Origin of the sequence: Streptomyces sp. NBC_00019 (assembly GCF_045041015.1) — a bacterium.
Lineage (GTDB): Bacteria > Actinomycetota > Actinomycetes > Streptomycetales > Streptomycetaceae > Streptomyces.
On sequence record NZ_CP108302.1, the window covers coordinates 10,930,253 to 10,950,694 of the forward strand.

21 protein-coding genes and 2 pseudogenes are annotated in these 20,442 nt (G+C 68.5%); 13 read left to right on the forward strand and 10 right to left on the reverse strand.

Annotation, left to right across the window (positions count from 1 at the left end; all coding sequences use genetic code 11):
- Positions 1-169 precede the first annotated feature (169 nt).
- From OHU89_RS50840 to OHU89_RS50855, 4 genes and pseudogenes are all read left to right on the forward strand, one after another.
- On the forward strand, positions 170-694 hold the full coding sequence (locus OHU89_RS50840) for a PadR family transcriptional regulator (protein WP_405653675.1): 525 nt from the start codon (positions 170-172) through the stop codon (positions 692-694).
- Positions 691-1,383, forward strand: coding sequence for an ABC transporter ATP-binding protein (locus OHU89_RS50845; RefSeq protein ID WP_405653678.1), 693 nt, complete (start codon positions 691-693; stop codon positions 1,381-1,383). Before OHU89_RS50840 ends, OHU89_RS50845 begins: the two co-directional genes overlap by 4 nt.
- A gap of 29 nt (positions 1,384-1,412) precedes the next feature.
- Complete coding sequence (locus OHU89_RS50850; protein ID WP_405653680.1) at positions 1,413-3,722, forward strand: ABC transporter permease; 2,310 nt, start codon at positions 1,413-1,415, stop codon at positions 3,720-3,722.
- 172 nt (positions 3,723-3,894) lie between these two features.
- Positions 3,895-4,185: pseudogene (locus tag OHU89_RS50855) on the forward strand (MFS transporter); the annotation flags it as partial.
- A 101-nt stretch (positions 4,186-4,286) separates the two neighbouring features.
- Here the strand turns inward: OHU89_RS50855 and OHU89_RS50860 are convergent.
- The 3 genes from OHU89_RS50860 to OHU89_RS50870 all read right to left on the reverse strand — a co-directional run bounded on the left by OHU89_RS50860 (position 4,287) and on the right by OHU89_RS50870 (position 5,517).
- On the reverse strand, positions 4,287-4,709 hold the full coding sequence (locus OHU89_RS50860) for a hypothetical protein (RefSeq protein WP_405653683.1): 423 nt from the start codon (positions 4,707-4,709) through the stop codon (positions 4,287-4,289).
- Between the two features lie 421 nt (positions 4,710-5,130).
- On the reverse strand, positions 5,131-5,391 hold the full coding sequence (locus tag OHU89_RS50865; protein ID WP_405655051.1) for a DUF2568 domain-containing protein: 261 nt from the start codon (positions 5,389-5,391) through the stop codon (positions 5,131-5,133).
- Complete coding sequence (locus OHU89_RS50870) at positions 5,392-5,517, reverse strand: hypothetical protein (RefSeq protein WP_405653685.1); 126 nt, start codon at positions 5,515-5,517, stop codon at positions 5,392-5,394.
- A gap of 303 nt (positions 5,518-5,820) precedes the next feature.
- Here OHU89_RS50870 and OHU89_RS50875 point away from each other — a divergent pair, with 303 nt between their 5' ends.
- On the forward strand, positions 5,821-7,038 hold the full coding sequence (locus OHU89_RS50875) for an IS110 family transposase (RefSeq protein ID WP_405653687.1): 1,218 nt from the start codon (positions 5,821-5,823) through the stop codon (positions 7,036-7,038).
- A gap of 551 nt (positions 7,039-7,589) precedes the next feature.
- Here OHU89_RS50875 and OHU89_RS50880 read toward each other — a convergent pair.
- Positions 7,590-8,087, reverse strand: coding sequence for a CoA-transferase (locus tag OHU89_RS50880; RefSeq protein ID WP_405653689.1), 498 nt, complete (start codon positions 8,085-8,087; stop codon positions 7,590-7,592).
- Positions 8,087-8,350: pseudogene (locus OHU89_RS50885) on the reverse strand (CoA-transferase); the annotation flags it as partial. The gene OHU89_RS50880 and the pseudogene OHU89_RS50885, both read right to left, overlap by 1 nt.
- Here OHU89_RS50885 and OHU89_RS50890 point away from each other — a divergent pair.
- Positions 8,303-8,620, forward strand: coding sequence for a hypothetical protein (locus tag OHU89_RS50890; protein WP_405653691.1), 318 nt, complete (start codon positions 8,303-8,305; stop codon positions 8,618-8,620). The pseudogene OHU89_RS50885 and the gene OHU89_RS50890 sit on opposite strands and share 48 nt — an antisense overlap.
- Here the strand turns inward: OHU89_RS50890 and OHU89_RS50895 are convergent.
- From OHU89_RS50895 to OHU89_RS50910, 4 genes are all read right to left on the reverse strand, one after another.
- On the reverse strand, positions 8,598-8,915 hold the full coding sequence (locus OHU89_RS50895) for a transposase (protein ID WP_405653694.1): 318 nt from the start codon (positions 8,913-8,915) through the stop codon (positions 8,598-8,600). The genes OHU89_RS50890 and OHU89_RS50895 overlap by 23 nt on opposite strands.
- Positions 8,899-10,098: an IS30 family transposase gene (locus OHU89_RS50900; protein WP_405655052.1), complete on the reverse strand. Its 1,200-nt coding sequence runs from the start codon at positions 10,096-10,098 to the stop codon at positions 8,899-8,901. The genes OHU89_RS50895 and OHU89_RS50900 overlap by 17 nt, the downstream gene beginning before the upstream one ends.
- Before the next feature lie 169 nt (positions 10,099-10,267).
- A complete protein-coding gene (locus tag OHU89_RS50905; RefSeq protein ID WP_405653696.1) occupies positions 10,268-10,999 on the reverse strand; it encodes an IS3 family transposase in 732 nt (243 codons plus the stop codon).
- A 2-nt stretch (positions 11,000-11,001) separates the two neighbouring features.
- Positions 11,002-11,289, reverse strand: coding sequence for a transposase (locus OHU89_RS50910; RefSeq protein WP_405653699.1), 288 nt, complete (start codon positions 11,287-11,289; stop codon positions 11,002-11,004).
- A 410-nt stretch (positions 11,290-11,699) separates the two neighbouring features.
- Here OHU89_RS50910 and OHU89_RS50915 point away from each other — a divergent pair, with 410 nt between their 5' ends.
- From OHU89_RS50915 to OHU89_RS50925, 3 genes are all read left to right on the forward strand, one after another.
- Positions 11,700-12,194 (forward strand): hypothetical protein, encoded by a 495-nt coding sequence (locus tag OHU89_RS50915; protein WP_361497337.1) that lies wholly within the window; start codon positions 11,700-11,702, stop codon positions 12,192-12,194.
- A gap of 129 nt (positions 12,195-12,323) precedes the next feature.
- Positions 12,324-12,971 carry a DUF6292 family protein gene (locus OHU89_RS50920; RefSeq protein ID WP_405653702.1) on the forward strand — a complete coding sequence of 216 codons (648 nt, stop codon included), beginning with the start codon at positions 12,324-12,326 and terminating at the stop codon, positions 12,969-12,971.
- Positions 12,972-13,238: 267 nt separating this feature from the next.
- On the forward strand, positions 13,239-14,852 hold the full coding sequence (locus tag OHU89_RS50925; RefSeq protein WP_405638699.1) for an IS1634 family transposase: 1,614 nt from the start codon (positions 13,239-13,241) through the stop codon (positions 14,850-14,852).
- Here OHU89_RS50925 and OHU89_RS50930 read toward each other — a convergent pair.
- Positions 14,776-15,861, reverse strand: coding sequence for an ATP-dependent DNA ligase (locus tag OHU89_RS50930; protein ID WP_405653705.1), 1,086 nt, complete (start codon positions 15,859-15,861; stop codon positions 14,776-14,778). The genes OHU89_RS50925 and OHU89_RS50930 overlap by 77 nt on opposite strands.
- A 484-nt stretch (positions 15,862-16,345) precedes the next feature.
- Between OHU89_RS50930 and OHU89_RS50935 the strand changes: the two genes are divergently transcribed.
- The 4 genes from OHU89_RS50935 (at position 16,346) to iolC (ending at position 20,440) form a co-directional block, all read left to right on the forward strand.
- Complete coding sequence (locus OHU89_RS50935) at positions 16,346-17,350, forward strand: substrate-binding domain-containing protein (RefSeq protein ID WP_405653707.1); 1,005 nt, start codon at positions 16,346-16,348, stop codon at positions 17,348-17,350.
- Positions 17,351-17,355: 5 nt separating this feature from the next.
- The gene (locus tag OHU89_RS50940; RefSeq protein WP_405653710.1) at positions 17,356-18,426 is read left to right on the forward strand and encodes an ABC transporter permease; all 1,071 of its coding nucleotides are present in this window, start codon (positions 17,356-17,358) and stop codon (positions 18,424-18,426) included.
- A 5-nt stretch (positions 18,427-18,431) separates the two neighbouring features.
- Positions 18,432-19,346 (forward strand): ATP-binding cassette domain-containing protein, encoded by a 915-nt coding sequence (locus OHU89_RS50945; RefSeq protein ID WP_405653712.1) that lies wholly within the window; start codon positions 18,432-18,434, stop codon positions 19,344-19,346.
- A gap of 116 nt (positions 19,347-19,462) precedes the next feature.
- A complete protein-coding gene (gene iolC, locus OHU89_RS50950) occupies positions 19,463-20,440 on the forward strand; it encodes a 5-dehydro-2-deoxygluconokinase (protein ID WP_405653714.1) in 978 nt (325 codons plus the stop codon).
- Positions 20,441-20,442: the final 2 nt, after the last annotated feature.

Consider the following 20,442-nt stretch of genomic DNA (forward strand, 5'->3'; position numbering starts at 1 on the left):
CTGAGATCTGGGCTTCGTGAGGGGACTTGGACCCTATTCAGGCTCAGATGGGGCATGAGCCGCTCTGGCGGCTCGCCACGTAGCTGGCGCGGTCTCCCGTTGAGCTTGTGCCATCGCCTAAACACTGCGCGTATACAGGCCGCGTATACATGGTGTGTATAGTGCTGGCATGTCCATCGGCAATACCCTCCTGGGGCTCCTGGAGTCCGGTCCGCGTCATGGCTACGACCTGAAGCGGGCCTTCGACGAGAAGTTCGGTCATGACCGGCCGCTGCACTATGGCCAGGTCTACGCGACGATGTCCCGGCTGCTGAAGAACGGCCTCGTCGAAGTCGACGGCGTCGAGGCGGGCAGTGGGCCCGAGCGCAGGCGGTACGCGATCACGGACGCCGGGATCAGCGACGTCGAGCGCTGGCTCGCGACGCCGGAGAAGCCCGAGCCGTACCTGCAGTCCTTGCTGTACAGCAAGGTCGTCCTCGCGCTGCTGACCCGTCGCAACGCCGCCGACATCCTCGACACGCAGCGCTCCGAGCACCTGCGCATGATGCGGATCCTGACCGACCGCAAGCGCAAGGGCGATTTCGCGGACCAGCTGATCTGCGACCACGCCCTGTTCCACCTGGAGGCCGATCTGCGCTGGCTGGAGCTCACCGCCGCGCGTCTGGACAAGCTCGCCGAGGCGGTGACCGCGTGACTCTCGTTCCTCCGAGTTCTCTGCTCGCCGCCCAGGACCTGCGCAAGGCGTACGGGCCGACCACCGCGCTCGACGGCGCCGACTTCTTTATCCGCCCCGGCGAGGTCGTCGCTGTGATGGGCCCCTCCGGCTCGGGCAAGTCGACGCTGCTGCACTGTCTCGCCGGGATCGTGCGGCCCGACTCCGGGTCCATCACCTGCAACGGGCGTGAGCTGGCTACCATGAACGACGCGCAGCGCAGCGCGCTGCGGCGCTCCGAGTTCGGCTTCGTCTTCCAGTTCGGTCAGCTGGTGCCCGAGCTGACCTGTGTGGAGAACGTGGCGTTGCCGCTGCGGCTGAACGGCACTTCCCGCAAGGAGGCCGAGAAGGCGGCCCTGACCTGGATGGAGCGGCTGGAGGTCGACGACCTGCGCAAGAAGCGGCCCGGCGAGGTCTCCGGCGGTCAGGGGCAGCGGGTGGCCGTGGCCCGGGCGCTGGTCACGAGCCCCCGGGTGCTGTTCGCTGACGAGCCGACCGGCGCACTCGACTCCCTCAACGGCGAGCGTGTGATGGGGCTGCTCACCGAGGCGGCTCGCTCCACCAACGCCGCCGTCGTGCTGGTCACGCACGAGGCACGGGTCGCCGCCTACTCCGACCGCGAGGTCGTCGTACGGGACGGCAAGTCCCGGGACATGGAGCGGGTCGTATGAAGACGCGCCAGTGGTCCAGGGACCTGGGTATGGGGGTCAGATTCGCTGTCGCCGGCGGGCGGGAGGGGTGGGCGCGGATGCTGCTCACCGCCGTCGGCGTGGGGCTGGGTGTGGCACTGCTGTTGCTCGCCACCGCGGTGCCGAACGCGCTGGCCGTCCGGCACGACCGGGAGGAGGCGCGTAGCGACCTCACGCACGCGTTCAGCGAGTCGCCGATGCGGAAGGCGGACAACACACTGCTGGTCCGCGACGCCGGGACGGTTTTCCGTGACAAGGAGGTGCGGGGGCGGGCGTTGCAGCCCGAGGGGCCCAAGGCGCCCCTGCCGTCGGGGGTCTCGAGGTTTCCGGGGGTGGGCGAGATGGTGGTCTCCCCAGCGCTGAAGCGGCTGTTGGAGTCTGGCGAGGGGAAGATGCTGCGGGAGCGGCTGCCGGGGCGGATCGTCGGCACGATCGCCGAGCCCGGGCTGATCGGTGCCCAGGAGCTCGCCTTCTACCGCGGCGCCGACGATCTCGTGTTCAAGCAATACAGCGGCGGGGTCGAACGCATCGACCGATTCGGCGCAGGGTACCTGGAGTCGCAGGAGACAGACCCCATCCTCGTCCTGCTCTCCCTCGTGGTGTTCCTGGTGCTACTGCTGCCGGTCGGCGTCTTCATCGCCGCGGCCGTGCGGTTCGGCGGCGAGCGCCGGGACCGGCGACTGGCGGCCCTGCGGCTGGTGGGCTCGGACAGCCGGATGACCCGGCGGATCGCCGCGGGCGAGGCCCTCGCCGGCGCCGTGGCCGGCCTGGCCTTCGGCACGGTCTTCTTCCTGCTCATCCGGGAGTTCTCCGGGTCCGTGGACCTGTTCGACGTGAGCGTGTTCCCGAGCTATCTGATCCCTTCCCCCCTGCTCGCCCTGCTGGTCGCGGTCGCGGTCCCGGCGGCCGCCGTGCTGGTCACCCTGTTCGCGCTGCGGGGCGTGGTGATCGAGCCGCTCGGCGTGGTGCGCACCGCGAAGCCCCTGCGGCGCCGGCTGTGGTGGCGGCTGCTGCTGCCCGTGGGTGGGCTCGGCCTGCTCTACCCGATGATCGGCAAGGACCGGTACGGCAAAGACTTCAACCAGTACCAGGTCACCGGTGGCGTCCTGCTGCTGCTCGTCGGGGTGACCGCGCTGCTGCCGTGGGTCATGGAGACGGTCGTCGCCCGGCTCGGATCCGGCGGGGTCGCCTGGCAACTGGCCATTCGCCGGCTTCAGTTGAGCAGCGGAACGGCCGCCCGCACGGTCAACGGCATCGCGGTCGCGGTGGCGGGCGCCATCGCCCTGCAGATGCTGTTCACCGGGGTGCAGGGCCAGTACACCAAGCACACCACCAACGACCTCACCCGGGCCCAGATGAAGGTGAACCTGGAAAAGGAGGTCCCGCTCGCCCGGGCGGCGGCCGACTTCAAGGCGACCGAGGGTGTCGCGAAGATCTACGCGTTCGACGAGGGCTACGTTGCCGACCGGCGCGACAACGAGGGGAACACTGCCGGCGTCACCATCGCCGACTGTGCGTCCCTGCGCGCGGTGGCTTCCCTCCCCTCCTGCAAGGACGGTGACTCCTTCGTCGTCCAGGGTGGCGCATACGGGGAGGCGACGCCCGGCATGTCCAAGCCCGGCAGCACGCTCTGGTTCGACTACTTCGACGGCGACCCCGGTGTCGTTCACAGGCCGACGCCCTGGACCGTGCCGGCGGACGTGAAACAGGCGCGGTCGATCGCGGACCCGGCAGGGAACAAGCGTGGCGGCCTGCTGCTGACTCCGGGCGCGCTGCCCCCGGGCGCCACACACGGTCTCGACGGGGAGATCTACCTCGCGCTCGACCAGGGGCTGGCGGACGCGCCCGACTACGCGCGGAACACGGCCCACCGTCTCGGCCTGCCCTCCGACCCGGTGGTGCTGGTGTCCAGCAAGAGCGACGACACCTACGCCTCCATCCGCACCTTCCTGTTCGTCGGCGCCACCTGCGTACTGGCGCTGATCGGCGCGAGTCTGCTGGTGTCGCAGCTGGAGCAGCTGCGCGAGCGCCGCAAACTGCTGTCGTCGCTGATCGCCTTCGGCACCCGGCGCCGCACACTGACCCTGTCCGTGCTGTGGCAGACGGCGATCCCGATCGGTCTCGGCCTGGCGCTGGCCACGGCGGTCGGGCTGACGCTGGGCGCGGTACTGCTGAAGATGACGCACAAGGCGGTGGACGTCGACTGGGCGAGCGTACTGTCGATGACCGGTATCGGCGCCGCCGTCACCCTGCTGGTGACCGTGCTCAGCCTGCCACCACTGATCCGGCTGATGCGCCCGGACGGGCTGCGCACCGAGTAGGACCACTGAGGGGCCCTTTCCACCGGGGAAGGGCCCTTCGGGCGTCCCGATCCAGCACCCGCACCCGCGACAGCGGCAGCGGCAGGAGGGAGGAACCGATGGAAGGGACGCTGCCTCGTCCTGTCAGCCGTACTCGGGCTGCCACATGGCGTCCTGGATCTGCTGGATCCGGACAGGGGTGACGGGGTTGCTGCCCGCCGCCGGGTACGTCGTCCTACTCATCCTCGGCCAGATGCTGGTCGTCCCCGCTGCCCGCGCCTGGGTGCCCGACCTCGCCGAGGACGGCCGCATCGGCCTCTACACCGGCGCACTGTCCTCCGTCTCCGGCCTGATCGTCCTCATCGGCAACTCAGTCACCGGCTCCCTGCTCGACCTGGGCCTGCTACCTGCCGTGCCCTGGCTGATCCTGGCCGCAGTGCCAGCCCTAGCGGTGGCGATCCTGCCGAGCTGCTCGGAGCGGTAGGCGGATGCGGGAGGGGCTCACTGACGTCATTGGTTCCTGCCCGCACACAGGCGGCCTGACCCGTCGCCTCCTCAGCCGCGCCACCCCGCCAGGCCTCAATGTCAGCTGGACTGGGGCGGGATGTACCGGACGGGAAGGACACGGACGGCCGGGTCGGGAGCCGACAGCAGTCCGCGCAGATGCCGGTTTTCCAATGTGAGTTGGTTGACCGCCCGCACCAGCCCTTCGACATCGGCCCGGAGTTGTTCGAGCTCGGCTTTGTCCTTCTCGCGGAGTTCCTTGAGCCGTACGACCTGTTTGCGGAACCGGGTCTCGGCGTCCGTGGGTTGTCCGCGCTTTTTGACCTTGGCGTAGAACTCGTTCTTGAGGTCGAGGTGGCGCTGGGTGAGGGCGTTGCGGGGGACGCCGGCCTCGATGGCGAGGGCCACGATGGTCAGGGCTCCGTTGGAGCGCTCGGGACGGCCGGTCAGGATGCGGTCCATGGCGATGCGGATGCGGTCGCGCTCGTCTGCTGCTCCGCTCACTGTGCCGTGTCCTTCAGGGTGATCCGGGTGCGGTCGTGACTGTCGGCGATGCCGCGCAGCCGTTCGGGGGCTCCGCGGCGGATCTCCTGGATTTCGGAGTCGCGCATCCCATCTCCCCGAGCTCGGCGGCCATCGACAGCGCTGCCACGAAGCAGTGCGCGACGCCTTGCAGGCCCCGCAGCCCGCCAACCCAACGCCCCGTCCACCCAGACGCCTCAGCGCTCACGGCCGAACTCGACGCCGCCCTTAAGACATGGCTCGCCGAACCCGGCCATCTCGTCCCCGTCTGCGCGGGCCGCCGCGGCCGTAGACGAGGGTGGCCAGCAGCGACCAGCGGGGGGTGCGGACAACCTGGTCTCCTTGGGCGGTGGTGCGGGTCGTCTCGGCATCCGGCCAACGGCGCGAACGTATCGGAGGCGGATCAGTGGCTGAGCAGCCAGCCGATTCGGTCGTAGGCGAGGACCTGGTAGCCGACCATGATCACAAGGAGCCGGCGGGCCGCGCGGCGCAGGCCGGCGAAGTTGAGCGCGGCCACCGCGCCGAAGAACACAGTGAGTTCGAGGAGCAGGCGCACTGGTCCCGGGGTGTGGATATCGCTCTCGCCAGAACGGGACGGGTCATCCGGCACGGCGAAGGAACCCCACGCCCAGCCCACAGCCACGGGCACTGCGACGACCAGCAGTCAGCGCCATGGAGAGGGGACCTTGCGCCAGGACCAGACGGCCAGGCAGAGCAGCGAGACCAGCTCAAGCAGGAAGCGGATCGCGAGCATGGCGTCGTTGTTGGCGAGCGCCAGCGTGACGTTCACCAGGCCTCCGCAGGTGCCTCAACCAGCATGTCATCGTCCCCCGTTATGTTTTCCGCGGTCCTGCAAGAGGGCCGCTGGCCTCCGGGCCCGGCATGACTGTTCCCCCCCTGTCGATGGCATGACCTGGGGGGGTGGTGTCACCGGGCCCGGGAGGTGCCGTCGGAGACGCTGATCAGAGGTCCGGCCACCGCCCGGTCCGGCGCAATGCCGGACAGCTCGCGGGCGGCAGGTCTGCATAACGTGGATGCGCGCGTACGACACCACTGCCAAGGCCGGCACGTTCAACTCCCCGGGAAGGGCGCGATGTTCGACACCGAAGACGTGGGCGTGTTCCTCGGCCTGGACGTCGGCAAGACCGCTCACCACGGCCACGGACTCACCCCGGCCGGGAAGAAGGTCTTCGACAAGCAGTTGCCCAACAGCGAGCCGAAACTGCGGGCCGTGTTCGACAAGCTGGCCGCGAAGTTCGGCACCGTCCTGGTGATCGTGGACCAGCCCGCATCCATCGGAGCCCTCCCACTCACGGTCGCCCGCGACGCGGGCTGCAAGGTCGCCTACCTGCCCGGACTCGCGATGCGCCGGATCGCCGACCTGTATCCGGGCGAGGCCAAGACCGACGCCAAGGACGCCGCCGTGATCGCGGATGCGGCCCGCACCATGCCGCACACCCTGCGCTCGCTGGAACTCACCGACGAGATCACCGCCGAACTCACGGTCCTCGTCGGCTTCGACCAGGACCTCGCGGCCGAGGCCACCCGCACGTCCAACCGGATACGCGGCCTGCTCACCCAGTTCCACCCCAGCCTGGAACGCGTGCTGGGCCCCCGCCTGGACCACCAGGCCGTCACCTGGCTGCTGGAGCGCTACGGCTCCCCGGCCGCGCTGCGCAAAGCCGGCCGCCGCAGGCTCGTTGAGCTGATCCGGCCCAAGGCCCCGCGCATGGCCGCCCGGCTGATCGACGACGTCTTCGCCGCGCTCGACGAACAGACGGTGATCGTGCCCGGCACCGGCACCCTCGACATCGTGATTCCCTCCCTGGCCGCATCGCTCGCCGCTGTCCACGCACAGCGCCGGGCCCTGGAGACGCAGATCAACGCCCTGCTGGAGGCTCACCCTCTTTCCCCGGTCCTGACGTCGATGCCCGGCGTCGGCGTCAGGACCGCCGCAGTCCTGCTGGTCACCGTCGGCGACGGCACCAGCTTCCCCACCGCCGCCCACCTCGCCTCCTACGCCGGACTCGCCCCGGCGACCAGGTCGTCCGGGACCTCGATCCACGGCGAACACGCACCCAGAGGCGGAAACCGGCAGCTCAAACGTGCCATGTTCCTCTCCGCCTTCGCCTGCATGAACGCCGATCCCGCCTCCCGCGCCTACTACGACAAACAACGCGCCCGCGGCAAAACCCACACCCAGGCCCTCCTCCGCCTCGCCCGCCAACGCATCAGCGTCCTGTTCGCCATGCTCCGGGACGGCACCTTCTACGAACCCCGCACGCCCGTGGACATCGAACTCGCCGCATGACCCCAGCAAGACCGAATCACCCAAAGCCCGACAGGGGTGCCTTGACGAAGGACATAGAGGCACCCCCCGTTGATGCCGACTCGCGCGTGCTGACAGTCGTGGATCAGGTCACGTCAGGTGGACTGAAGCATCCTTCCGCAACCGGGAAGCCTCGACAAGAGCCGACGACCTGAACGAGGCGGGGACTGTGGTCGGCCACAGCGATCCGCCGTACCAGAGCCTCCACTGCCGCGACTCGGGAGGACGGGCCATCGACTCGGCAGACCGTCGGCTCTCCCTTCCCTCCACAAGAGCCGCACCCGTCGAAGTTGGAAGCGCGCGGGTTCGAGGAATCTCGGACCGTGTTGACGAACCTGCGCGTCGGCCCGCTCGTAGGGCTGGACCGAGCGATGTGTTCGTGGCGGACACACGAGGTGCGTCAATGGCGGCGGACAGCCGGAACATGATGGGCCATGGCAGCCATCAGGCGATTGGGTCGGTCGAGCCCGGGTTGGGGTGATCGAGTTGGTGTAGGTGCCGTGCAGGTCGGAAACGTTGGGTTCCACTTGAAGTCAGTGGGCGGTCGTGGTGCCGTCCTGGTGTACGGGCGCGTCGGTGGGTGCCGTGGTGCTCTCCACGCTGACGCCTGGAGCGGTCTCGACCAGGGCGAGGCCGTTGTCGGTGATGTCGAGAACGCCCAGGTCGGTGATCACCCGGTGCACACGGCCTTCGCCCGTGAGGGGGAGCGTGCAGTCCCTGAGAATCTTCGGGCTGCCGTTCTTGGCGGTGTGATCCATGAGGACGATGACGCGACGGGCTCCGTGGGCCAGGTCCGTGGCGCCGCCCATGCCCTTGACCATCTTGCCGGAGATCATCCAGTTGGCGAGGTCGCCGTTCTGCGAGACCTGCATGGCGCCGAGGATGCCGTTTTCGGAGTGCAGGACGACGTGGACGCCGGGCGGGAGGTGGCCGGGGATCAGGGTGGGCAGGCCGATGCCGAGGTTGACGTAGGAGCCGTCGGTGAGTTCGGCGGCGGCCCGGGCTGCCATTTGGTCGCGGGTCCAGGCCATCAGGAACGCACCGTCCTCTTCTCGATCTGCTTGTCGGCAGCGTCGTCGACGCTCAGTTCGACGACCCGCTGGACGTAGATGCCGAGCAGGTGGACCTCGTCGGGACGCAGTTCGCCCGGTGCGCCGAGGTCCTCGACCTCGGCGACGGTGATACGGCCGGCCATGGCTGCGAGGGGGTTGAAATTGGCGGCGGCCCTGCGGAAGACGAGGTTGGCGTGGCGGTCGCCGCGCCAGGCCCGTACGAGGGCGTAGTCCGTGGTGATTTGACCTGGTCGGCGGACCTGCTGTGTGAGGGTCGTGGGCTCCAGCTCGACCTCGTCGACCGCGCGGAGGCCTGCGACGACGCGGCCGCGTGGACCGGACGGGTCAACAGCGTCACCGCCCGCACGGACCGGGTGGACGTCGACGCGTTGCTCATCCGGCCCGACGGCTGTGTCGCCTGGGTCTTGCCTACCGGGCAGGACCTCGACGCCACCGCGCTGTCAATCCCCCGGTTTCGTGGAGACCTTCCTATGCAGCCAGCTCCTCGGTGAAGCCGGCCCGATAGCCAAGTTCGTAGTCGATCGGGCTCTTCCAGCCGCACACGCTGTGCAGCCGGTGTGTGTTGTAGAAGTCGGTGATCCAGGTTGCGATCCGGACCCGGGCCTGGGTGCGGGTGGCGAAGGTGTGCCGGTGAACGTACTCGACCTTGAGCACGCTGTTGAACGCCTCGCTGACGGCGTCGAAGCACGAGCCGACCCGGCCCATGGACTGCGTGACGCCCAGCTTCCGGCAGGCCCGGCTGAACCTTCGCGACGCGTACTCGGCGAGTTCAACCAGTCGTTGCAACACCGGGCTGTTGCAGCGAGCGTAGCTGCTCTTCGAAGACCTCGGCGGGTGTCCGCCAGCCGAGGGTCTTGCGGGGCCTGTTGTTGATCGCCATGGCGACGGCTTCGAGGTCTGCGGAAGACCACCGGGAGAGATCGGTGCCCTTCGGGAAGTACTGACGCAGCAGCCCGTTCGTGTTCTCGTTCGTCGGTCGTTGCCAGGGCGAGTGGGGATCGGCGAAGAACACCTTCGTCCCGGTATCGAGGGCGAACTGGGCGTGGCCGGAGAGTTCCTTTCCGCGGTCCCAGGTGAGGGTTTTGCGTAGCTGCTCGGGCAACTGCGTCATCGAGGCGGTGAGCGCTGTGTTCATCGCGATCGCGCCATAGCCCCCGAGCGAGGTGCCGTTCTTCACGGGCGGATTCTCACCCCAGCCCTCGAGCCGGGGCAGGTGCACCAGGAGCGTGGAGCGGCTGCTGCGCTCGACCAGCGTGCCGATCGCGGATCGGCCCGTTCCGATGATCAAATCTCCTTCCCAGTGTCCGGGGACCGCGCGGTCTGCGGCCTCGGCGGGGCGTTCACTGAGGATGACGTCCGCGGTGACATGCCCCTGCGGTTTGTTCTGCGACCGTGCACGGGGAGTCCGCAGCGCCCGGCCGGTACGCAGACACGTGACCAGCTCCCGCTTGAGCGCGCCACGGCCCTCGATGAACAGCGCCTGGTAGATCGCTTCGTGGCTGATGCGCATGGACTCATCATCGGGGAAGTCGACAGGGAGACGGTGCGAGATCTGCTCCGGGCTCCATGCCGTCGCCCATCGTCTGTCCTGCCGGTGCGGCTTGTTCAGCCCCTTCCACGCGGGCGTCCTGGGTCCGGGGACGATCGTGTTGTCGGGGCGGCGGACGCTGCCAGCGAGCCGGTCCTGTACGTACTCCCGCAACCTGTCGTTGCCTGTGAGCTTCGCGGTCTTCGGGCGCTTGGCGGCCTGCTGTGCTTTCCACTGGGCGACCGTCGCGCGGTACTCCTGCTTGCCGCTGCGCGTTGCGGCGTTGCGGCGCAGTTCGCGAGAGATCGTTCCGGGGTCACGCCCCAGGGCCCGGGCGATCTCGCGCACGCCCTTGTTCATCGCCCTGAGGATCGCGATCTCCTCGCGCTCCTCGAACGCGAGGTACCGGCCCGTGGGCTCGGCCAACGAGATCGGAGGCATGCCGCCAGCGTGACGAAACCACCTCGCACCCACCGGCCACGACACGCCGACCGCCAACGACGCCTCCACCGTCGTGACCCCCGTGGCGATCAGCCGCCAGAACTGGCGCTGCACGACTCGAGACGGATCAGGCCGCCCCGGCGAACGCATCGCCGGCCGCAACGCACGATCAGCGCGCCACTGCCGACGCCGACCCTCCGGAACATCGCTGGTCTTCAAACTCCAGTCCGCCGTGGCCACGTCGCACACCTCCGAGATCAAAGTGTTGCGACGACCAGTTGAATTCACCCTCGCTCCCGCGATCGCTGTGGAAGATCACTCCACGGACGTCCCCGCCGCGAGTCGAGGCGGCCATGTGCAGAGCGGCAACGACCAGGTCGGCGTCGTGGCGGGCACCCATCGCATATCCGAGCAGGCGGCGGGAGAACAGGTCGATGACGGTGGCCAGATACAGCTTGCCCTCGCCGGTGTCGATCTCCGTCATGTCCCCGCACCACACGAGGTCGGGGGCCTCCGCGGTGAAGTCACGGCGCACGAAGTCCGGGCTCGCCGGCCGTTTGCCGGGCCGGGTCAGCCCTCGCCGTCTGCGGACGGTGCGGCCCGCCAGGCCGAGCTCGGCCATGATCTTCGCGATGGTGTTCACCGAGACGCGCCAGCCCTTGCGGACCAGCGTGATCCAGATCTTCGGCGAGCCGTAGGTGCCGCCGGAGTCGGTGAACTCCTCCGTCACCGCCTGCACCAGCCGCAGGTGGCGTATCTGCCGCGCGGTGGTCTGGTGGGTGCGGTGCTTGTAGAACCACGACTCGCTCACGCCCAGAGCGCGGCACGAGACGCGCTGCGGAATGCCGTGCTCGGTCCTGAAGTCGCTGATCACCCCGACCACTTGGGACGGGTCCGCCACGGCTACTTCACCCACAGGACCATGCAGCGTTTGAGGACATCACGCTCCATGACCAGTTCCTTGTTGTCCCGCTTGAGCTGGGCGTTCTCTCGCCGCAGCCGCTCCAGCTCGTCGCTCTCGCCAGTCGGCGCCGTCCCGGCCCGACGGGCCCGGGAGACCCAGCTGGCCAGTGTGGTCTCGTTGATGCCCAGGTCCCTGGCGACCTCGGCGACCGTCTTGCCGGTCTCCGTCACGATCCGTACAGCTCCCTCACGGAACTCCGGATCGAACTTCCGTCGCTTCTCCGCCATGACTCCCAACTTCCCCTGCAGTCACGGTCTTCACGCTACGAGGGGAGGGACACAGTTGTTCACCGAGATCGTTACACGCTGTCTGACCTGCGGTCAAGCGGCGGTGCGTGCGGACCGTTTGGCGGCGAGGGTGGCGACGTCCTGGACGGCGTACCAGGGCTGTCGGGGTGTGCCGCCCGAGCGGTGCAGTTGGCCGCGGTGGACGAGGAGGCGGACGCCGCCGAGGGTGATGCCGAGCTGCTACGCGGTCTGGTGGGCTGTGAGGTGGCCGGGCCGGATGTTCTGCGACTCCATGGCCTCCATGCTCTCGCCTTTCACCCTGGAAAGTTATAGGTGCGCGGCGCGGGAAGGACTCCCAGACTGATGAGGCACGCCTTCCAATATGGCGTGTTGGTCTTGCCGCAATAGGCGTGAGTGAACCGGAAGGGAACTACATGCGAGTTGCGCGAATGATCGCGGGATCGACAGCTCTCGTCACTGCTGCTGTCGGGCTGGGCATTGCGACCGCCGGGCCTGCTTCAGCCGACATCGGCGCCTGGGCGCTTTACGGCAACACAAACCCGATCACCAACAGCCCCAGTTACTGGGCTTGCGCCAGCACCGTACAGATCGATACCAGCGTGGGCGCGCAGGTCTGCGCGGTCAGGTCAGAGTCTTGGGGCTCATCCCAGGTGGCGGTGATCGTGCGTAACAACCGAGACAGCGTCTACCACACCTCGGCAGCGGCGCACATGTACAACTGGTCAGATGGTCGCTACGTGAAAAGCTGGTCGTGCTCGTCTACCACGGGGGTCGCGGCGAACTCGTGGTCGGTGTGCTTTGGGAAAACCCTCCCCGGGGAGGACTACGTGTACGCAAAAGGGTCCGCCGGAGGTCACGACCTCGGCAAGTCGCCGGCTACCTGAACCCGGGCCCGTCGAAGCTGAGGAGAGGTTGCTCCTTCGCCCTTCTCACGGCACTGCCACCCTCACGCACCACGGCCTGCGGAGTCGTGGCCGTGGTGGGTGAGGTTGCCTCGGTGGAGCCAGACTCGGATGCTGCTTGAGCCGCCGGGATGGGAGGGCAGCCCTCAGGGTCTGCCGCACTGGCCGTATGTGCGGGCCGTCGACGACGCCCTGACCGTACGCGGTATCCCGCCGGGTTCCGTGCGGGCCGACGCCACCACCCGGGGACGCGGCTTCACCACCTACATGTGGCTCACCTGGGACATGAGCCGCACCCGCGGTCAGCGCGGGATCCGCCTGCACTGGAAAGAGCGCCTGGGCTGGTTCTACGCCCTGACCGGCATCAACTCTCAGGACGTCCTCCACTACACCGTCGCCCCCTTCCGCACCGTCTTCCCGAGACCGGAAGACGTTGCCGAGGTCGCCGAACGCCTGGTGTGCTTCCGCCAACTCCCTGACATGGAGTACCGCACGGAGTGGGACGGAGCAGAAGACGTACGCGCCGCCGGCCGCGACTTCCGCCGCTCCGTCCTCGGACTCGCCCCGCTCGCCCCCCCAGGACACCACGAGCGGACCCGGGGCCGGGCCGGACACCGGGGGAGAGGAGGGCGTGCAGCTGACGATCGACACGCACACGGACACCTACGAGGAGGCGATCACGGCCGTGCAGGCCGCGTACGGGCGCAGCCCAGATGTTCTGGCGGGCCGTTTGCACCCCGATCTGTCGCAGACGACTGAGTCTCTTCGGCGGCGCTGAGCGGAGAGACTCAGCCCCGAGTGCGCAGGTGTGCGCGCACTCTGGAACACAGCGGCGCCCTGGTCCGCGGGACGCAACTGGAACACCTGCCGACTGACCCGCTAGACCCGTATTTCGCGGGTCGCTGATTCGTATGGTGTGACCGGCCCGGGGGTGTCCCGGGCCGGGGTGGCGGCGTTAGGCCGGGTGTGTCGATGACTTCCCGGTCCCCGCGGCCACGGTCTGTCCGTCAGCGTCAGCGTCTTGAAGTGGCGGTGACGTCCGTGGTGGAGAAGCGTCTGGGCGCTCTGCCTGTCGCTGCCGAGTTTCTGCGCCGGCTGGATGTCGCCGGGATCGTCGACGAGGTATGTCCTGGTGGCGCGAGTGCGCTGGTGACGCACGGGCAGGTGATCGAGGCGTTGGTGGCCAACCGGCTGACTTCGCCCGCGCCGCTGGTGCGGGTGGAGGACTGGGCCAGGTGCTGGGCGGTGGAAGAGGTCTTCGGGATCGAGCCCGGTCTGCTCAACGATGATCGTCTGGCCCGGGCGCTGGATGCGATCGCTCCGCACCTGGAGCACATCGCGGGCACGGTCGGGGCACGGGCGATCGGTGAGTTCGGGATCGATGTGGCCCGGATGCACTGGGACATGACCAGCATGTCCGTGCACGGGGCCTTCCCGGTTGAGGGTCAGGACGAGGACTTCCCCGTCATCGGCTACGGGCATCCCAAGGACCGGCGCTTCGATCTGAAGCAGGTCCAGGCCGGACTCGCGGTGTCGGCCGACGGCGGCATCCCGCTCCATGCCCGGGTCTTCGGCGGTGGTGCGGCCGAGGTCAGCCAGGTCGTCGGCGCGATGAAGGACCTGCGGGCCATGGCCGGTGAGCGCGGCTTCCTGATGGTCGCCGACTCCAAGCTGGTGTCCTACTCCAACGTCGGTGCCCTGCTGGCGGCCGGGGTTGAGTTCATCGCCCCGGCCCCGGCCGTGCAGGTCAAGGACGAGGTCTATGCCGCTCTGGATCTCGCGCAGGCCACCGTCGTGGACTGGACGCCGGACCGGGAGGCGGGCAAGCCCACCGAGCGGCGTGAGACCTACCGCGTGCTGGAGGACACCCACACCCTGACCGGGCCCCGCAAGAGCGATCCTCACCTCACCGTGCGACGGATCCTGGTCCACTCCACCGCGAACGCCGCCGGCCAGCAAGCCGCCCGGGACAGACGCCTGGCCAAGGCCGCCCAGGACCTGAACAAGCTCACCACCGCAGCCGGCGGACGCCACTACAAGACCCGGGAGAAGATCGTCGCCCGGATCGGTGTCATCGCCGCCAAGCGCCGTGTCACCTCCTGTCTGCGCTGGGCCGTCACCGATAACGAGGACGGCACCCCGGTCCTGGCCTGGCACTTCGACACCGACGTGCTGAAGGCCGAAGCTGCTGTCGACGGCTGGTACGCACTGCTGACGTCCGTCCCCGCCGACCAGGCGGACGCTGGACAGGCCCTGATCCACTACAAGGGCCAGGGGGCGGTCGAGCGCAGATACCACGACTTCAAGGGCCCGCTCGCGGTCGCGCCAGTCTTCGTGCAGCACAACCGGCGCGTCGCCGCCCTGATTCAGGTCATCTGCCTGGCCCTGCTGGTCTTCTGCCTGATCGAGCGGCAGGTCAGACGGGCACTCGGCCCCGAGCAGACCATGAGCGGCCTCTACCCCGACAACCGCCGCGTCCGCCCCACCGGCCGCATGATCTTCTACCACCTCGGCGAACTCACCCTGCGGATCGGCAACGTCACCGACCCGCCCACCGTCCAGATCACCCGCGGCGTCCAACTCCACCTTCTCGACCTCCTCGACACCGACATCGGACAAACCCGCTGGCCGCAGACCTGAAACGGTGAACCGCGAAGTCCGGGGCTAGACAGCCGCCCCGAACAACGGCACCTCGTCTGGTCCCATGTCGGTACGGATGCGGGTGGCGCCAGCATCCGGCGCTGTCCCGGGCGACGTCCACGGCGACTTCGGCGACGACGTCGGGCGCGACCAGGCGCACCGGCAGCTGCTCCCGCGAGCCCCACCCGACGCTGAAGGTGCGCCCTGTCCATGGGTGGTCGGCGTCTCCGGCGTGCAGCTGGTCGGCGAGGGCGTGCCGGACGGCCGCGCCCAGCGTGGTGGTGCGGCCGGTGTACCGCAGACTCCCGCTCTCGTCGTAGCGGCCCAACAACGCCGTGGTGGGCGCCCGCAGACTGCCGGTGACCGCACCCACGATCGCCTCCACGGTGTGCCGTGCCTTGTACTTGGTCCACCCCCGCCCGCCCGCCACGTACCTGCTTGCCAGCGGCCGGAACACCAAGCCCTCGATCCTGACGGCTGTGTAGTCGGCAAGCCACGTAGCCGCCTGCTCGGGGTCGGTCGTGGTCGGGCACAGCGACCACGGCGCCGCCAGCCCCTCCTTGAGGAACAACGCCTCCAGCGCGGCGTACCGTTCACTGAAGGGGCGCCCGGCCAGGTCCCGGCCGTGCAGGCGCAGACGGTCGAACGCGACCAGGTGCGCCGGCCACTCGGTCGCCGCGCGGGCCGTGGCCGCACCGCGGCGGTGCATTCGTTGTTGGAGACGCTCGAATGCGAGCCGGCCCGCCTCCCACACGATGAGCTCGCAGTCGACGGCCGTATCGTCCGGCAGCCGCCGCACGGCCTCCTCGATCTCCGGGAACGCGTCGGCCAGGTCGCTGCCGTGACGGCTGCGAACGGCGACACGACCGTCGGCCCACCGGCCGGCCAGCGCCCGGTAGCCGTCCCACTTGGGTTGCGCCGCCCACCCCGCAGGCAGCGTGGAGTCGCTGACCGGTACGGCGCGCATCGGCTCGGGCAGCGACCAGCCGGACGGCGAAGACGGAGACATGGTCGACGTCTTCCAGCATCACCACCGCATTCCGGCACGCCGTCCCCCAGACGGCCGACGACGTCTGCCTCCTCATGGCCCAGAACCGGCAACCGCTTGGGGCCGGCTCGCCGTGGCGATGTGGGACTTGATGGCGTCGGTGATGACGTCGCGGCTGCTGTCGGGATCGAGCGGCAAGAAGAGGAGCGAACGCCCGACATCCTCGAGATCACGTCGGTGGCCAGGCAGTCCATGTTGTCGATACGTCCTGACAAACCTCTTGACATCGCCAGCGGGGCGTCCAATAGTACGGGCATCTAGAACGTACTAGTAGCACGTTCTAGACGCTGCCGAGCCGCACACACCCATTGGCTGCCGCAGACGACACCTTCCGCCGCACACGGCGTTCTCATCAACCGCTCGCCCGCGCCACTCGGCCGGGCGCGGGCCTCCCGAGGCCGGAACCCCATTCCCACCCTGATCAGCACAGCGAGGTGCAAGGGACATGCACAGACACCACAGAGCCGCCGCACTGGCCGCCACCGTTCTCACCGGTGCTCTTCTCGCCACCGGCTGCTCCAGCAGCTCAGGGGGCAAGAAGTCCGAGGAGACCGCGAACGGCGCGTCGGCGGGCAAGGCCACCACGCCCCGCATGACCGTCGCGCTGGTCACCCACCAGGCCCCCGGCGACACCTTCTGGGACACCGTCCGCAAGGGCGCCGAGGCCGCCGCGGCCAAGGACAACATCAAGCTCGTCTACTCCGCCGACCCCAACGCGGGCAACCAGGCCAACCTGGTGCAGAACGCGATCGACCAGAAGGTCGACGGCATTGCCGTCACGCTGGCCAAGCCGGACGCCATGAAGTCCGTCCTGGCCAAGGCGGAGCAGGCCGGCATACCCGTGACCGGCCTCAACGCCGGCCTGAGCCAGTGGAAGAGTCTGGGCCTCCTGGAGTACTTCGGCCAGGACGAGACCGTGGCGGGCGAGGCGTTCGGCAAGAAGCTCAATGACATCGGCGCCAAGCACGCCGTCTGCGTCGTCCAGGAACAGGGCAACGTCGCCCTGACCCAGCGCTGCGACGGCGTGAAGAAGACCTTCTCCGGCAAGACCGACGTCCTCTACGTCAACGGAACCGACATGCCGTCGGTGAAGTCGACGATCACCGCCAAGCTCTCGGCAGACAAGTCCATCGACGAGGTGGTCACGCTTGCCGCGCCGATCGCGCTGACCGCCACGCAGTCGGTCTCAGACGCTGGCAGCAAGGCGAAGGTCGCCACCTTCGACCTCAACAAGGACCTCATCAAGGCCATCCAGAAGAACTCCATCCAGTTCGCCGTCGACCAGCAGCCCTACCTCCAGGGCTACCTGGCCGTCGACGCGCTGTGGCTCTACAAGAACAACGGCAACTACAGCGGCGGCGGTGAGCAGCCCGTGCTGACCGGCCCGGCCTTCGTCGACAAGTCCAACGTCGACAAGGTCGCCGCCTTCGCCGCAAAGGGAACCCGGTGACGAGCATGACCCAGCACGCCGAGCCGGCGGTGACCACACCGCCGGCCCCCGGCCCCAAGGACACCGACGGGCGCACCGCCGAACGGTCCATGATCGTAAGGCTGTTGGCCCGCCCCGACGTGGGCGTCTTCCTCGGTGCCGTGGCCGTCTACGTGTTCTTCCTGATCGCGGCGCCGCCGGTGCGCGACGCCAGCTCGATGGCGAACATCCTCTACCAGTCCTCCACCCTGGGCATCGTGACCGTCCCGGTGGCACTGCTGATGATCGGCGGCGAGTTCGACCTGTCGGCCGGCGTCGGAGTGATCACCTCGGCGCTGACCGCGAGCATGACCGCCTACCAGCTGAGCATGAACGTCTGGGTCGGCGTCATCGCCGCCCTGATCGTGTCGCTGGCGATCGGCTTCTTCAACGGCTGGATGGTCGTTAAGACCGGACTGCCGAGCTTCCTGGTCACCCTGGGCAGCTTTCTGATCCTGCAAGGGGTCAACCTCGCGGTGACCAAGCTGGTCACCGGCAACGTCGCCACCGACGACATCAGCACGATGGACGGCTTCGACCAGGCCAGGAAGGTCTTCGCCTCCAGCTTCGACATTGGCGGCGTCCAGGTGAAGATCACAGTCTTCTGGTGGCTGCTGTTCGCGGCGACCGCCACCTGGGTGCTGCTGCGCACCAAGTACGGCAACTGGATCTTCGCGGTCGGCGGCAACAAGGAGTCGGCCCGCGCGGTCGGCGTCCCGGTCGCCTTCACGAAGATCTCGCTGTTCATGTTGGTCGGCGTCGGCGCCTGGTTCGTCGGCATGCACCAACTGTTCTCGTTCAACACCGTGCAGTCCGGCGAGGGCGTCGGCATCGAGCTGATCTTCATCTCCGGCGCGGTGATCGGCGGCTGCCTGCTGACCGGCGGCTCTGGTTCCGCAATCGGCCCGGTCTTCGGCGCGTTCATGTTCGGCATGGTGCAGCAGGGCATCGTCTACGCCGGCTGGAACCCCGACTGGTTCAAGGCCTTCCTCGGCGTGATGCTCCTCGGCGCTGTCCTGATCAATCTGTGGGTCCAGCGCACAGCGACCCGGAGGTGACCCGAATGACAACCAACGAAACCGGCACCCACGGCACTGTCCTCGCGGACAGGGCCCCCGAGAAGAACTCCCCGGTCGTCGAACTGTGCAACGCGGGCAAGGCGTACGGCAACATCCGTGCCCTGCACGGCGTGAGCCTGACGGTGCATCCCGGCCAGGTCACCTGCGTGCTCGGCGACAACGGCGCCGGCAAGTCCACCCTCATCAAGATCATCTCCGGGCTGCACCAGCACACCGAGGGCGAGTTCCTCGTTGACGGCGCCCCGGTCCGCTTCACCACCCCTCGTGAGGCGTTGGACAAGGGCATCGCCACCGTCTACCAGGACCTGGCCGTGGTCCCGCTGATGCCGGTGTGGCGCAACTTCTTCCTCGGCTCCGAGGTGACCAAGGGCCCCTGGCCGTTGCGGCGCCTGGACATCGAGCAGATGAAGAAGACCGCCGACCACGAGCTGCGCGAGATGGGCATCGTCCTGGACGACCTCGAACAGCCCATCGGCACCCTCTCCGGCGGCCAGCGCCAGTGCGTGGCCATCGCCCGCGCCGTCTACTTCGGCGCCCGCGTCCTGATCCTGGACGAACCCACCGCCGCCCTGGGCGTCAAACAGTCCGGCGTCGTCCTCAAGTACGTGGCCGCCGCCCGCGACCGCGGGCTCGGCGTCATCTTCATCACCCACAACCCCCACCACGCCTACATGGTGGGCGACCACTTCAGCGTGCTGCGCCTGGGCACCATGGAACTCTCCGCCGAGCGCAGCCAGATCACGCTCGAGGAGCTGACCAACCACATGGCCGGCGGCGCCGAACTCGCCGCACTCAAGCACGAGTTGTCCCAGGTACGCGGCGTCGACGTCGAGGAACTCCCCGAAGAGGCCGACCTCACCGCACCCGTAGCAGTAGTCACCAAGGAAGCCGCCTCCTGATAACCGTGGCGGCCGGCCCCGCCCACACGTCTCCGCCACCGATGGGCGCAACCAACTGAGACGCCAAGTCCACCTCTCCACCCCCGGAGTCTCCGGAGCGAAGGGAAATCAGTGTTATGCCGTTCGAAGTGCTGACCATTGGCCGCGTGGGAGTGGATGTCTATCCACTTCAGACCGGCGTGGGGCTGGCGGAGGTCACCTCGTTCGGCAAGTATCTCGGGGGTAGCCCGACCAATGTGGCGGTGGCCGCGACCCGGTACGGGCACTCCTCGGCTGTGATCACAAAGACGGGCACGGACCCGTTCGGGGACTTCGTCCGGCAGGCACTGGAGAGTTACGGCGTCGACAGCCGGTTCGTCGGTACGTCGGACATCGCACCGACGCCGGTGACCTTCTGCGAGATCTTCCCACCGGATGACTTCCCGCTGTACTTCTACCGGCTCCCGAAGGCCCCCGACCTGGACATCACCGCTGGTGAGCTGGACCTGGGGGCAGTCCGGGACGCGGCGGTCCTCTGGGTGACAGGTACCGGGCTCAGCGAGGAGCCGAGCCGCTCGGCCACGCTGGCCGCCCTCGCTCACCGGGCCAAGGCGGGGACGACGGTCTTCGACCTGGACTGGCGGCCGATGTTTTGGGCCAACCCGAACCAGGCGCGCGAGTTCTACGCGCAGGCCCTGCGGCACACGACGGTTGCTGTGGGCAACCTTGACGAGTGCGAGGTGGCCACCGGCGAGCGTGAGCCGTATGCGGCGGCGGAGGCGCTACTGGCCGCCGGAGTGGAGCTGGCCATAGTCAAGCAGGGCCCCAAGGGAGTCCTGGCCATGGACCGGGACGGTTCTACCGCCGAGATCCCACCGGTTCCGGTGGAGGTCGTCAACGGGCTCGGCGCCGGAGACGCCTTCGGCGGCGCGCTGTGCCACGGCCTGCTGTCGGGCTGGGACACCCGCCGCACCGTGATCTTCGCCAACGCCGCCGGCGCCATTGTCGCGAGCCGACTTTCCTGCTCCGACGCGATGCCGACCGAGGCCGAGGTCGACGCCAAGCTCGGCGAGGCGGCCGGAACATCCACCAACGACTCCCAGCAAGAGGTGTGACG